Here is a 13719-nt window from a genome sequence, read left to right on the forward strand (position 1 = left end):
TAAGGAAGGATTACTATATGCTTGATGTGAAATGGCTTTATGAGTTTATTATTTTCATTTACGCTCTAAGTGTTATTGGCTATTTTATTGATTTCATTCAACAAAACCGGAAGGCGAACCATGCAGCCTTCTGGTTACTTAGTATGGTTTGGTCTTTACAAACCATTTTTTTATTAACACAAGTTTTTATTGAAGATAACTTTCCAGTAATGAGCGTCTACGACGGATTATATTTTTACGCTTGGATTCTAGTGACTTTCTCATTGATTATTAACCGCTTGTACCGTGTAGATTTTCTAGTATTTTTTACGAATGTGCTTGGTTTCTCAGTCATGCTGCTTCACATTACTACGAAAGCCCGGGCTGATTTAGTTGAACAAGGGGTTCGTTTTATAGATGAAATGCTTGTCGCTCATATCACATTGGCACTTATTTCTTACGGATTTTTTACGTTTTCGTTTATTTTTTCTTTAATGTACCTGCTGCAATACCGCTTGTTGAAAAGAAAAAAATGGGATAAGCGGTTGTGGCGTTTGGGAGATTTATCGAAACTCGATCATTACTCTTACCTGTCAGTGACTGGAGGCGTTCCTTTACTGTTGTTAGCTGTCATACTCGGTGTTGTATGGGGTTATAACTCGGATGATGTTTTTTATTGGTATGACTCGAAGACAATGGGTTCGTTCATTGTGTTATTCGTTTATATTATCTTTTTATTTTTACGGATAGTGAAAGGGTATCAAGGCAGGTCGATAGCTATGTATAATGCTGCGGCATTTTTGTTTTTGCTTGTAAATTTCTTTTTATTCGGTTCACTGTCGAACTTCCACTTTTAAGATTGAGGAGGCAATTTGGTGCGAAAAATTATTATTGGTTCAAGAAAAAGCAATTTAGCAATTACTCAAACAGAATGGGTCATCGATCAATTGAAAAAGGTGGAGCCAAACGCTGAATTTGAAATTAAGCGTATCTCGACTAAAGGAGATCAGATTTTGGATGTCACTCTATCCAAGGTTGGTGGCAAGGGTTTGTTTGTTAAAGAGATTGAAAAAGCGATGTATGAAGAAGAAATCGATATGGCTGTACACAGCATGAAAGATATGCCCTCCGTCATTTCTGAAGGCTTGATGATTGCCTCTGTGCCAGAGCGTGAGGATCACCGCGATGCGTTCGTTTCTAATAACCATATAAAATTGAAGGACCTGCCGGCCGGTGCCGTCGTTGGGACAAGCAGTTTAAGAAGAGAGTCACAAATTCGTGCAGCCCGTCCTGATCTGGAAGTGAAATGGATTCGCGGTAATATCGATACGCGTCTAAAAAAGCTGAGAGATGGTGAATTTGATGCGATTGTTCTTGCTGCTGCTGGTTTGAAGCGTATGGGCTGGAGCGAGGACCTGGTTACGGAGTATTTGGATAAAGACGTTTGTGTCCCGGCTGTCGGTCAAGGGGCATTAGCGATTCAAACAAGAGAATCTGACACTGAGTTACGCGAATTGTTGGCCAAAATTAATGACAGTTATACCGAGAAGACAGTGGCAGCAGAACGTAAATTTCTTCACGACTTGAATGGGGGCTGTCAAGTTCCGATCGGTGGCTATGCATACCTTGAAGGTGATGAAATTGTTTTGACTGCGCTGGTAGCTACCCCGGATGGGAAGACCATTTTGAAGGAGACTTTCAAAGGGGCCGATCCAATCGATGTGGGGAAAGAAGCTGCTGATCATCTGAAACAGTACGGTGCCCAAAAAATTGTGGATGATGCGAAAGAGGAGCTTGATCAATAATGGGAGCACTGACGGGGAGGAATATTCTTGTCACCCGTGCTCAATCTCAGGCCGCCTCATTATCTGAAAAAATAATGCAAGCAGGAGGGACCCCGATAGAGGTCCCGCTGCTTCATTTCGCTTTACGCAATAACCAAGAAAATAAGCACTATGTAGAACAACTTCACGAATACGCTTGGATTTTTTTTACAAGCTCTAACGGCGTGAGGTTTTTTTTCAAGTTATGGGACAAGAAAGCTAGAGCATGGCCTGAACAATTGAAGGTAGGAGCTGTAGGCGAGAAAACAGAAAAAATGCTGTTAAAATATGGGGTATCTGCAGACTTCGTTCCAAGTACATATACCGCAGAAGTTATGGCAGATGAATTTCTTAAAAATTATAATAACCCAGGCCCCCTATTATTAGTTCGTGGAAATAGGTCAAGGGATGTATTGCCTGAAGCAATGAAAGGGCATGTTTTTTTCCAATCAATGACCGTGTATGATACGCTATTAGCGAAGGATCATAGCCCCTTAATCAAGACACTGGAAAACCTTGAAATCGACGCTTATACTTTCACAAGCCCTTCTACGGTTGAAGCGTTCGTAAGGTTGTGTGATAAACACACAGCCTTTTATAAATTTCTCTCTGTTCCTTGCGTGTGTATAGGACCTACCACAGAGGAGAAAGCGAAACAGGAAGGATTTCTGAACATCCTGATGTCAGAACAAAGTTACACGATAGAAGGCATGACAGAGCTTATGGAATGTTATTTCAGGGAGAAAGGATAAGATATTGATGGACAATAAAGGCTTTAAAAGACATCGACGCCTGCGCCGTACAGAGTCCCTTCGTGCGTTGGTCAGAGAAACTAAATTAACGAAAGATGATCTCATCTATCCTATTTTTGTGGTGGAAGGGAAAGGAATCAGAAATGAGGTATCCTCCATGCCAGGAGTATTCCATATTTCCCTGGACTATCTGACTGAAGAAATGAAGGAGCTGGAGGCAAAAGGAATCCGTTCGGTAATTGTCTTCGGGGTACCGAATGAAAAAGACTCGCAAGGCTCCCAGGCTTATTGCGAACACGGCATTGTACAAGAAGCAATCAGGCAAATTAAAAGGGACGTTCCTTCCCTGACTGTGATTGCCGATACATGTCTTTGTCAGTATACGGATCATGGTCATTGCGGCCTTGTAGAAAACGGAGAAGTATTGAATGATCCCTCATTAGAGTTGTTGGTCAAAACAGCTGTCAGCCAGGCTGAAGCAGGAGCTGATATTATTGCTCCTTCCAACATGATGGATGGGTTTGTCGCTGCTATCAGACAAGGATTGGATGAAGCGGGCTACAGTCAGATCCCGATAATGTCCTATGCTGTTAAATACGCTTCGGCTTTTTATGGCCCGTTCAGGGATGCTGCCCATAGTTCGCCTCAATTTGGTGACCGTCGGGCATACCAGATGGATCCTGCCAATCGTTTGGAAGCGTTGCGAGAAGCGGAATCTGACATCGAAGAAGGAGCTGACTTTCTTATTGTCAAGCCCGCCTTATCCTATATGGATATCATGCGGGAAGTGAAAGACCGATTCAATGCACCGCTTGTTGCTTATAATGTCAGTGGAGAATACTCTATGATCAAAGCAGCAGCGATGAACGGCTGGGTCAATGAACAAGAAATCGTCATGGAGAAATTGACCTCGATGAAACGTGCTGGCGCTGATTTGATCATCACTTACTTTGCTAAGGATGCAGCAGACTGGCTGAATGAATAATATTTCTAAGGTGGTGCGGAGCAATGAAAAAATTTGATCGTTCAATTGAAGCATATAAAGAAGCCGAGCAGCTGATGCCAGGTGGAGTGAACTCACCTGTACGTGCTTTTAAATCTGTCCATATGGACCCGGTGTTCATGGAACGTGGAAAAGGTTCAAAAATCTACGATATTGATGGAAATAAGTATATTGATTATGTATTAAGCTGGGGACCATTGATTCTGGGCCATGCGGATGACCGTGTTGTAGAAAAGCTTAAATCTATTACAGAATTAGGGACAAGCTTTGGTGCCCCGACAGAAATTGAAAATAAGCTTGCTCAATTAGTCATCGACCGTGTACCTTCTATCGAAATGATTCGGATGGTTAATTCAGGTACGGAGGCAACTATGAGTGCGCTCCGTGTTGCAAGAGGCTACACGGGCAGGAACAAAATTTTGAAATTTGAAGGAAATTATCACGGTCACGGAGATTCTCTGCTGATTAAAGCAGGCTCAGGAGTAGCTACACTTGGACTTCCTGATTCTCCAGGGGTCCCAGAGGGAATTGCCAAAAACACGATTACTGTGCCGTATAACGACATGGAGAGTGTCCGTTATGCATTTGAACAATTTGGTGATGATCTGGCAGCGGTAATTGTTGAGCCTGTAGCTGGAAATATGGGCGTTGTACCTCCACAGGATAATTTCCTGCAGGAGCTTCGTAAAATCACAGAGGATAATGGTACGGTACTGATTTTTGATGAAGTGATGACCGGCTTTCGCCTAGGGTATAACTGTGCGCAGGGCCATTTCGGTATAACGCCTGACATGACCTGCCTGGGCAAGGTCATCGGTGGCGGACTTCCTGTTGGCGCATACGGCGGCAAAAAAGAAATCATGGAGCGAGTCGCACCTACGGGTGATATTTATCAGGCGGGTACATTGTCTGGAAATCCATTAGCAATGACAGCAGGATACGAAACATTAAAAGCAATGGATAGGGCTGCTTATGAAGCAATCAATGAAAAAGTGGACCGCCTGATCGAAGGCTTTACGGACGCAGCAATAGAAAATGATATACCACTTACGGTAAATCGTGCGGGATCCATGGTAGGCTTTTTCTTCAATAAAGAAGGCGTTTATAACTTTGAAACAGCCAGCTCCTCTAATTTAGAATTATTTGCAAAATATTATCGTGGAATGATTGAAGAAGGAATTTTCTTGCCGCCTTCTCAATTTGAAGGTTTGTTCTTATCCACTGCTCATACGGATGAAGATATCGAAAAGACAATCGAAGCAGCGAGAAAAGTATTTGCGGATAACAGTAAAAAATAATCACTCATAATAAAAGGACATGGATTTACTTTTGATTATTCACATAGCATAAAAAGGCTTAGAGGAGATTTTCCTCTAAGCCTTTTTGTAAGGAGGTTTCTTTTTGTTTCGTATATTTTCCCTTCCCTGTGCATAAAGTGGAACAGAGATGGATGTTGCGTCATAAGGGAGGAGGAAAAGTACGTGACTAATGATAATACCAATGTGTTTTCTTTTTATTTAGACGAATCGTTATGGTTTGAAAGAGGACAGGAAGTCAATGAGTTGATGGGGATTTCGCTGGATCCGGAAATCGTCATACATCCCTTGGATGAGACAGTATTGATTCAAGGGGCGATCAACCTTACTGGGGAGTATTTTGCTAAATCAGACGAGGACTCAGAAGCGGAAACTGTAGCACCTTTCCCTTCCAGGAAGCTAGTTGAAAGAGTAGAACAAGAAGAAGAGGGTGCAAGCCAGTTTTATCATCAATTTCCTGTAGAGGTTTCCATCCCCAGGAATCGTGTTGAAAATGTAGATGATGTATCTGTAAGTATTGACGTTTTTGATTATGAATTGCCTTCTGCAAACCAACTCAAACTCCATGCAACTATTGCTATTCATGGAATAGAGGAGGCGGATAGAGAAAAAGAGGAATCTGCTTCGTCCAAGGTAAGGAGCGAAAACAACACTCCCTGGGAACAATCTTCTCAATTTGAAGTGGATTACCCAGAAAATGATGAAGTACTTACGTCTCCTGAGGAAAATACTTTATCGTTGGAGCAAGAGAGTTCAGTTATTGAGGAAGAAGCTGTTGAATCTAAATCAGAATCTTCAAGTGGGGATCGCTGGAAATATAAAAAAGTCCAGACACTCTCTGAATTTTTTAACCATGGATCCGCTCCGGAAGTAGAAGAAAATGAGCCTAGCCCGTCCCCATCCTATGAGGCATCTCCTTCCTTAGAATATATGGAGGATGAGATGGAAGTACAAGATGATGAAGGAGAAGCTGATGCTGAAAGCCGAAATATAGGCAATCAATTACTGTTCAGTATGTTTGAAGACAGGGAAGAAACTTACACAAAGATGAAAATGTGTATTGTTCAAGAGGAAGATACACTTGAAAGTATTGCAGACCGCTATCAAATTTCCATTACTAATTTGACGAAGGTGAATAATGTTTTCGAAGATGATCTTAAACCTGGTAAAATCATTTATATTCCTTCGCAATCATAATAGGATTCCTAAAAGGCTGTCCTGGAAGATTCCATCCCTTCCTCGACAGCCCGATCTGTTTTGAGGGAGGGATTTTTTGAATTATTTACAAACTATTATCCACAGGTATGGGATGTCGATTCAAAGAACCGAACAAATCACTAATAAATTATATCGTATCCAAACCGATTATGGTGATTTTGCGCTAAAACAGTCCCGCTATCACTCGAATGAAGAAAATAAATGGCTTTCCATTGCAGAATGGCTCGAAGCTAACGGGGGACAGCTTGCGCCACCGATAGCCCGAACAAGAGATAGAAGCCCATATGTAAAAAGCGAAAATTGGCTTTATTATCTCACCCCATGGGTGCAGCACACCAAAGATGAGTATCCAACTCATGATATAGAAAGTTTTTATCGCAGCCTGGGGATATTGCATAAACAAACGAAGCAGACATCTCCGGCTAATCAACCCTATATTGAATATTTATGGAATAGAAGAGAGGCGAGCGAGCAAGCGCATCAACATCTGCTCGTTAAGATAGAGGAATTTGAAAAGCGCCATTATATGCCCCCGCTGGGACTGGCTGTTTGTTCGCAGTATAAGCAGATTCATTATTCTTTAGAATTTATGAAAGATTTATTTCGCGAGTTTCCTGATCGCGAAAAGATGTCGGGGAAAATACCACAGGTCATTAATCATGGCAACCTGAAAAACGATCATATCATTCAATATCACGGTCATAGCTATTTTCTTAACTGGGAACGAATGTTTGTTGGACCTGCCATGTTGGACGTCAGCAGGTTCTTTTTGAATGATTTCCGTTTTCATGACAGTCCCGTTGATGCATATATTAAGAAATTTTCTGTCTATGAGCAATTATATGGAATGACTAACCAAGAGCGTCTTCTTTTAGCGATTCACCTTATTGATCCTCATCATTATTTCCGCCGGTTGGATCAATTGGCAGGAGATAAAAATTCAAGTGAGCTTGAAAAGGTACAGAAATTAGAGAAAAGTTTTCGGCGTATGGTATATGGACGGTTGATTGCCGAATCTCTTTTTTCTTCTTTTCAAGCTCAGCAAGTAAAAGAAAATGAGTCTATATCCACTCCAGATGAAACGCAATGAATATCCCGATGAATATTCCAAGCAGAAATACATCCAATGTAGTCGGAAAGAGGAGCGTGCGTAGTAATTGAAAAATCATAAGCGGCAGCATCGCTTTTTCGATAATGTAAAGCCACCTGCGGCACCATGGAGGCAGTCGGTAACGATACAGTCTACTCATTTTAATCACCTCTTTGTATAAAATATGATGAATTGGATAAAATGATGAAAATGCGGATTTTAGCAGCAAGAACTAAGTAACTGTTGATTTTAACTACATTTCTCTATACAATATGAAATATAATTGAACACGTGAAATGCCGTGATGGGGAAGAGTACAGGATGCAAACCTACAGAGAGGGAAACATGTGCTGAAAGTTTTCCAGGATATTGTATGCTAGAAGGTCGCCCCGGACGCAGCTTCTTTGAAACGAAAAAGAGTAGGAGGAGCCGGTTTGAAGCCGTTAACGAATGAAGTGCACAAGGGAGAAGCATGTTACCTTGTGAATAAAGGTGGTACCACGGAGATCAATCTCTTTCGTCCTTTTTTGGATGAAGGGGATTTTTTTATTTTGACTTTATGAAAGTTTTTAAAGGAATAAAGTATATGAAAAACTTCGGCTTTCGTCATAAGACTTAGCGACATGCCAAGGTTTTCTAACACGGCAATTTAAAGGAGGAAATGCTTTATGACCAATCAGGACGTATCGTTACCGCCCAAGTATGACCCGACCACTGTTGAAAATGGAAGGTACAAATACTGGGTGAATGGGAAATTTTTTGAAGCGACAGGTGACAAATCGAAAGAACCTTATACAGTTGTCATCCCGCCACCGAACGTTACAGGTAAACTACATCTTGGTCACGCATGGGATACTACATTGCAAGACATCATTACACGAACAAAAAGAATGCAAGGCTACGATGTATTATGGCTGCCAGGCATGGACCATGCAGGTATCGCAACTCAGGCAAAAGTAGAAGCCAAGCTGAAAGAACAGGGCCTTTCCCGTTATGATTTAGGCAGGGAAAAGTTCTTGGAACAGGCCTGGTCATGGAAAGAAGCATATGCGGATTTCATACGTACGCAGTGGGAGAAATTAGGGCTGGGACTTGATTACTCCCGTGAGCGTTTTACATTAGATGAAGGGTTGTCTGAAGCGGTTAAAGAAGTTTTTGTGAAACTTTATGAAAAAGATTTGATCTATCGCGGTGAATACATCATCAATTGGGATCCCGCTACGAAAACCGCCCTCTCTGATATCGAGGTCATTTATAAAGATGTCACCGGACATTTTTATCACATGAAATATCCTTTAAGTGACGGCTCTGGTCATATTGAAATAGCTACTACCCGGCCGGAGACGATGTTAGGAGATACCGCAGTTGCTGTGCATCCTGAAGATGAACGTTACAAGCATCTGATCGGTAAAAAGGTTACATTGCCTGTTACTGACCGTGAAATAGAAATTGTTGCAGATGATTATGTAGATATGGAATTTGGTTCAGGGGCAGTGAAAATCACACCAGCCCACGACCCTAACGATTTTGAAATCGGGAATCGTCATAATCTGGCACGTATTCTTGTCATGAATGAAGACGGCACCATGAATGAAAATGCAGGCAAGTACCAGGGAATGGACCGTTTCGAATGCCGGAAACAACTGGTGAAGGATTTACAGGAACAAGGCGTTTTATTCGATATCGAAGATCATCATCATTCGGTAGGCCATTCCGAGCGTAGCGGGGCTGTCGTTGAGCCTTACCTTTCTACTCAGTGGTTTGTGAATATGGAGCCGCTTGCGAAGGAAGCGATTAACTTGCAGCAAGGTGATGATAAAGTACACTTTGTACCGGATCGTTTTGAAAAAACTTATCTTCATTGGATGGAAAATATCCGGGATTGGTGTATTTCAAGACAATTATGGTGGGGGCATCGCATCCCGGCTTGGTATCATAAACAAACTGGTAAGATTTATGTAGGTAAAGAAGCTCCAGAGGATGCAGAAAATTGGAAACAGGATAATGATGTATTGGATACTTGGTTCTCCTCTGCATTGTGGCCATTCTCAACAATGGGCTGGCCGGATGAAAATAATGAAGATTTTCAACGTCACTTCCCTACGGATGCATTGGTAACCGGTTATGATATCATCTTTTTCTGGGTAAGCCGCATGATTTTCCAGTCCATCGAATTTACAGATCGTCGCCCCTTCAAAGACGTTTTAATTCATGGTCTGGTCAGAGATGCTGAAGGCAGGAAGATGAGTAAGTCTCTTGGCAACGGGGTAGACCCAATGGATGTCATTGAGAAATATGGAGCGGACTCACTACGGTATTTCTTATCTACAGGATCAGCGCCTGGGCAGGACCTGCGCTTCCAATGGGAAAAAGTAGAATCTACCTGGAACTTTGTCAATAAAATCTGGAATGCTTCCCGGTTTGCATTAATGAATATGGGAGATATGACCTATGAAGATATTGATTTGTCCGGGGAAAAATCGGTAGCAGATCAATGGATTTTGACTCGCTTGAACCAAACGGTAGAACAAGTGACAAAAAATATCGACCGCTATGAATTCGGGGAAGCTGGACGTCACCTATATAACTTCATCTGGGATGAGTTTTGTGATTGGTATATTGAAATGGCAAAGCTGCCTCTATATGGTGAAGATGAAGCGAAGATCAAAACAACTCGCTCCGTGCTTGCTTATTCATTGGATAACATCATGAGAATGCTGCACCCATTCATGCCATTTGTTACAGAAGAGATTTGGCAGCACTTGCCTCACGAAGGCGAGTCTATTACTCAAGCAGCCTGGCCAAAAGTGAAGCCGGAATTCGATAATGAGAAAGCTGTCGGTGAAATGGAACGACTCGTCACCATCATTCGTGCAGTCCGTAATATTCGCGCGGAAGTAGATACGCCGATGTCCAAAGAAATTCAGTTGCTGATTCAAGCAAAAAATGAAGAAGTGGAAAAAGAATTAGAAATAAACCGCCACTATTTGGAGCGTTTCTGTAATCCAAGTGAACTTACGATTGCAACAAGTCTACAAGCTCCAGAAAAAGCGATGTCTGCTGTTGTAACAGGTACAGAACTTTACCTTCCTTTAGCTGGACTGATCAATATCGAAGATGAGATCCAACGGCTAGAAAAAGAGAAGGAAAAATGGGATAAAGAAGTGGAGCGAGTACAGAAGAAACTTTCGAATAAAGGTTTTGTCAATAAAGCTCCTGAGCACGTGGTTCAAGAAGAACGTGAAAAAGAAACCGACTACTTAGATAAGCGGGCAAAAGTGGAAGCACGTATCAATGAGTTGAAAGCGTAAAGAACAGGAAAACTAGAGGGTGTTCCAAGTTGGGATGCCCTCTCTTTGTTATGAAGGGAGGAATATCAGATGTTGACGTATGAACAAGCAATTGAATGGATTCATAGTCGAGAAAAATTCAAAATTAAACCAGGTTTGAAACGGATGGAATGGATGATGGAAAAGCTGGATCATCCAGAACGAGAACTGAATGCCATCCATATTGCTGGTACTAATGGGAAAGGGTCGACACTGTCTTTTTTACGGAATCTTTTAGAAGCTCAAGGAAAGAATGTCGGTACTTTCACCTCTCCTTATATCATTCACTTTAATGAAAGGATCAGTGTAAATGGAAAACCAATCCAAGATGATGACTGGCTGCAGCTTGTAAAGACAATCAAGCCTTTAGCTGAAGAATTAGCCCAGACTCCATTAGGTGAACCAACTGAATTCGAAGTCATTACTGCCATGGCTCTATTATATTTCAAGCAGGCAAGTCTTGATTTCGTAATCATGGAAACTGGCTTGGGTGGGCGTTTTGATTCTACTAACATCATTCAGCCTATTGTGGCGGCTATTACAAATATAGGGCTCGATCACATGAAAATTCTTGGTAACAGTTACGAAAAAATTGCTGTGGAAAAGGCTGGCATCATCAAAGAAAATGTACCAGTTGTCACTGCTGTAGAAAGCGAAGAAGCTATACAAGTAATTAAACAGAAGTGTCAGGAAACATCCTCGAATCTTTTTCGATTGAACCATGATTTCTTTGTAAGTCATCAAAGCAGTGATGAAGAAGGAGAACACTTTTTCTTTTCCAATAGATCCTATCAATCCAAATTACTGACAAGCCGTATGAAAGGCAGACATCAAGAAGCGAATGCTGCAGTTGCCTTAGAGATTATGGAGGTGTTACGGGATAAAAGTTACCCGTTCCGCCGGGAAGATTACTATAATAGCATTATGTCAACAGAATGGCCAGGCAGGTTTGAACGGGTATCTGAAAGGCCTTTGGTAATCATAGATGGGGCCCACAATGAAGAGGGCACGAAAACATTGATGAGAACAGTTGGTGAACATTTCCCTGACAAACGTAAGTTTCTGCTCTATGCTGCCCTTGAAGATAAACCGGTAAAAGGAATGCTTGAGCAGCTTAAAGACAATTTTGATCAAATCACATTCACAAGTTTCAACTTTCCTCGGGCAATGGAGGCTCGTCTATTGAAGGAAGTTTATGATGAAGACAATACTCGAGCAGAACAAGTATGGGAGGAAGCCCTTGAAAACATAATGGGTAAAATGACGTATGGAGACGTATTGCTTGTAGCAGGCTCGTTATATTTCATCTCTGATGTCAGAAAATACTTTGAATATAGGTAAAAGGTATGATAATATAATAGTTATCTGAAAATTGCTTACGTTATAAATACATCTTTTGCATTCATCATCAAGCAATAAATGGTAAAAGTATAATAGATTTGATGCAGGGAGATGCATGTGATGACGAAAGAGAAGAGGATTGCCATATGGTTGACCTGGCTTTTCGTTTGGCCGATTAGTTTATACGGGGTATATAGTTATATGGAACCAGGATTTGAAGGTTTAATGGCGGATCTATTCTCTTTTGCCATTTTAATTTGTATTGTCTCTTTATTCCCTCTTATATTTAAAGAGGGGCCGATCTTTTTGATTCAGGGTGTCAGTCTGGCAGTGTTTCTTTATTTCGGCTTATTTATGGAAATAGTTCTGACGCAGATAGGTGTTATCTCCCTGCTTATAAAAGTGCGCATCACACGGGAGGACCTGCACCGCTTTCCGATGAACATGCTGATGTTTTTAGTCACGAGTATCGTTGGCGCTACAGTCTACTATCTTCTTGGGGGAGAGCATGGCAGTGCTGCCTATAATGAGTTGTATGATATCTTTCCTATTCTTGCTTATGCTATTATTATATTTTTAGTGAATCAGACCTTGATTAAAGTAATAGGGGTACTCCTACAGAAGCGCCCGTTTCAATTGATTGATCGTGCTACTTTATGGGAAACATACACTACAGTGCTCATTTTCCCGGTGGGTTTTGTCTTGTACAGGCTGTATGCTGATCTAGGAATCGTGGCCGTTTATTACGTAGGTATCCCTTTTGTTTTTATTTCTGCCATGCTCATGCTGTACCATACCAGCCAACAACTTAATGGATACCTGCAAAAGACGAGTGATATCGGTCATGAACTTACAGGACGTCTGAAATCCAAGGAAGTGATCGATCTCTTCATACTTCGGGTAGCAGAGCTCTTACCGCTTAAATATATTTATATTTTTAATGTGAAAGATGAGGAAAGCCTGACCTTGATGCGGTTTTATGATGGAAGCGGGCAATATAGCTTCTCCGAGTTCACTTTAAAGCCAGGGGAGGGTGTCAGTGGCTATGTGTGGCGGGAAAGAAAGGGAGTACGGTACAAAAAACAAGGCGAGTGGCTGCATTTAAATAATGGTTATATTCCAGATGATGGAGAAAGCGTTTTATCACTACCTGTCTTTCAGAATAATAAAATCGTTTCGGTTATTACGGTTATTTCTGATCAAAAGCGCGCATTTGAAAAGTATCAATATATGATTTTAGACATTTTGATTAATTATCTTGCTGTAGCTATTGAGAATGCGAACAATTATGAGCTCACTAAAAATAAAAGTGAACGTTGTCCCCTCACGAATTTATATAATTACCGTTACTTCGAAGAGCAATTGGAAAAAACATTTCTCACCTTTAACAAGACAAATCGACCCATGTCGCTTGTTTTATTGGATATTGATCATTTCAAGGTAGTAAATGATACATATGGGCACCAGAGCGGCAACGAAATTCTATGCAGTGTGGCGGATTTGCTGAAGAATCAGATTGGAAGTGAAGGTCTGGCAGCTCGCTATGGTGGAGAAGAGTTTGTTATCTTATTACCGGGTTATAACCTTAGTGAAACGATGAACACCGCTGAAAAACTAAGGGAAAGTATAGCATCATCCACTTTTTATGCTTATGATCATATTGTAAATCAGGACGGCCCGGCTGCTGTTTCCATTACAGCAAGTATTGGAGTAGCCACCTATCCCGACCACTGTGAAGAAGCACTTGAGCTTGTCCGCCATGCGGACCGGGCTATGTATGTAGGCGCAAAACAACAAGGGCGCAACAAAGTTGCCAACTATGAAAGTTTACTAGGGATAGCTGAATAATCAATGGAGCTATCTCTGGT

General features: G+C 41.4%; 11 protein-coding genes and 1 other annotated feature. Of the genes, 10 read left to right on the top strand and 1 reads right to left on the bottom strand.

Annotated features, from left to right (window positions below):
- Positions 1 to 17 precede the first annotated feature (17 nt).
- The 7 genes from BLV00_RS08225 to BLV00_RS08255 all read left to right on the top strand — a co-directional run bounded on the left by BLV00_RS08225 (position 18) and on the right by BLV00_RS08255 (position 7181).
- Positions 18 to 836, top strand: a complete 819-nt coding sequence (locus tag BLV00_RS08225; protein ID WP_093044313.1) for a cytochrome c biogenesis protein — start codon at positions 18 to 20, stop codon at positions 834 to 836.
- Positions 837 to 854: 18 nt separating this feature from the next.
- Complete coding sequence (hemC, locus tag BLV00_RS08230) at positions 855 to 1784, top strand: hydroxymethylbilane synthase (protein ID WP_093044315.1); 930 nt, start codon at positions 855 to 857, stop codon at positions 1782 to 1784.
- Positions 1784 to 2554, top strand: a complete 771-nt coding sequence (locus BLV00_RS08235; RefSeq protein WP_093044317.1) for a uroporphyrinogen-III synthase — start codon at positions 1784 to 1786, stop codon at positions 2552 to 2554. Before hemC ends, BLV00_RS08235 begins: the two co-directional genes overlap by 1 nt.
- A gap of 7 nt (positions 2555 to 2561) precedes the next feature.
- The gene (gene hemB / locus BLV00_RS08240) at positions 2562 to 3539 is read left to right on the top strand and encodes a porphobilinogen synthase (protein ID WP_093044319.1); all 978 of its coding nucleotides are present in this window, start codon (positions 2562 to 2564) and stop codon (positions 3537 to 3539) included.
- Between the two features lie 23 nt (positions 3540 to 3562).
- Entirely contained in the window at positions 3563 to 4855 is a 1293-nt protein-coding gene (gene hemL / locus BLV00_RS08245) for a glutamate-1-semialdehyde 2,1-aminomutase (protein ID WP_093044321.1), read from the top strand.
- Between the two features lie 183 nt (positions 4856 to 5038).
- Positions 5039 to 6070: a stage VI sporulation protein D gene (gene spoVID / locus BLV00_RS08250; RefSeq protein ID WP_176791403.1), complete on the top strand. Its 1032-nt coding sequence runs from the start codon at positions 5039 to 5041 to the stop codon at positions 6068 to 6070.
- A gap of 76 nt (positions 6071 to 6146) precedes the next feature.
- Entirely contained in the window at positions 6147 to 7181 is a 1035-nt protein-coding gene (locus BLV00_RS08255; protein WP_093044325.1) for a protein kinase family protein, read from the top strand.
- On the opposite strand, the gene BLV00_RS08260 is transcribed toward BLV00_RS08255, so the two are convergent.
- Positions 7153 to 7341: a hypothetical protein gene (locus tag BLV00_RS08260; protein ID WP_093044327.1), complete on the bottom strand. Its 189-nt coding sequence runs from the start codon at positions 7339 to 7341 to the stop codon at positions 7153 to 7155. The genes BLV00_RS08255 and BLV00_RS08260 overlap by 29 nt on opposite strands.
- Before the next feature lie 132 nt (positions 7342 to 7473).
- Positions 7474 to 7709: a binding site (T-box leader), on the top strand.
- Positions 7710 to 7849: 140 nt separating this feature from the next.
- Between BLV00_RS08260 and BLV00_RS08265 the strand changes: the two genes are divergently transcribed.
- The 3 genes from BLV00_RS08265 (at position 7850) to BLV00_RS08275 (ending at position 13699) form a co-directional block, all read left to right on the top strand.
- Positions 7850 to 10492: a valine--tRNA ligase gene (locus BLV00_RS08265; RefSeq protein ID WP_093044329.1), complete on the top strand. Its 2643-nt coding sequence runs from the start codon at positions 7850 to 7852 to the stop codon at positions 10490 to 10492.
- Between the two features lie 69 nt (positions 10493 to 10561).
- Entirely contained in the window at positions 10562 to 11851 is a 1290-nt protein-coding gene (locus BLV00_RS08270) for a bifunctional folylpolyglutamate synthase/dihydrofolate synthase (RefSeq protein WP_093044331.1), read from the top strand.
- 120 nt (positions 11852 to 11971) lie between these two features.
- Positions 11972 to 13699, top strand: a complete 1728-nt coding sequence (locus tag BLV00_RS08275) for a sensor domain-containing diguanylate cyclase (RefSeq protein WP_176791405.1) — start codon at positions 11972 to 11974, stop codon at positions 13697 to 13699.
- The last annotated feature ends 20 nt before the right edge of the window (positions 13700 to 13719 follow it).

It is taken from the genome of Thalassobacillus cyri, from assembly GCF_900107755.1.
GTDB classification, from domain to species: Bacteria; Bacillota; Bacilli; order Bacillales; family Halobacillaceae; genus Thalassobacillus; species Thalassobacillus cyri.

What these genes read in the sequence shown, in the direction of transcription:
- hemL (WP_093044321.1), top strand. Translation starts at nt 3,563, where the DNA reads ATGAAAAAATTTGATCGTTCAATTGAAGCATATAAAGAAGCCGAGCAG.
- BLV00_RS08265 (WP_093044329.1), top strand. Translation starts at nt 7,850, where the DNA reads ATGACCAATCAGGACGTATCGTTACCGCCCAAGTATGACCCGACCACT.
- BLV00_RS08235 (WP_093044317.1), top strand. Translation starts at nt 1,784, where the DNA reads ATGGGAGCACTGACGGGGAGGAATATTCTTGTCACCCGTGCTCAATCT.
- BLV00_RS08260 (WP_093044327.1), bottom strand. Translation starts at nt 7,341, where the DNA reads ATGAGTAGACTGTATCGTTACCGACTGCCTCCATGGTGCCGCAGGTGG.
- BLV00_RS08275 (WP_176791405.1), top strand. Translation starts at nt 11,972, where the DNA reads ATGACGAAAGAGAAGAGGATTGCCATATGGTTGACCTGGCTTTTCGTT.
- BLV00_RS08225 (WP_093044313.1), top strand. Translation starts at nt 18, where the DNA reads ATGCTTGATGTGAAATGGCTTTATGAGTTTATTATTTTCATTTACGCT.
- hemB (WP_093044319.1), top strand. Translation starts at nt 2,562, where the DNA reads ATGGACAATAAAGGCTTTAAAAGACATCGACGCCTGCGCCGTACAGAG.
- BLV00_RS08270 (WP_093044331.1), top strand. Translation starts at nt 10,562, where the DNA reads ATGTTGACGTATGAACAAGCAATTGAATGGATTCATAGTCGAGAAAAA.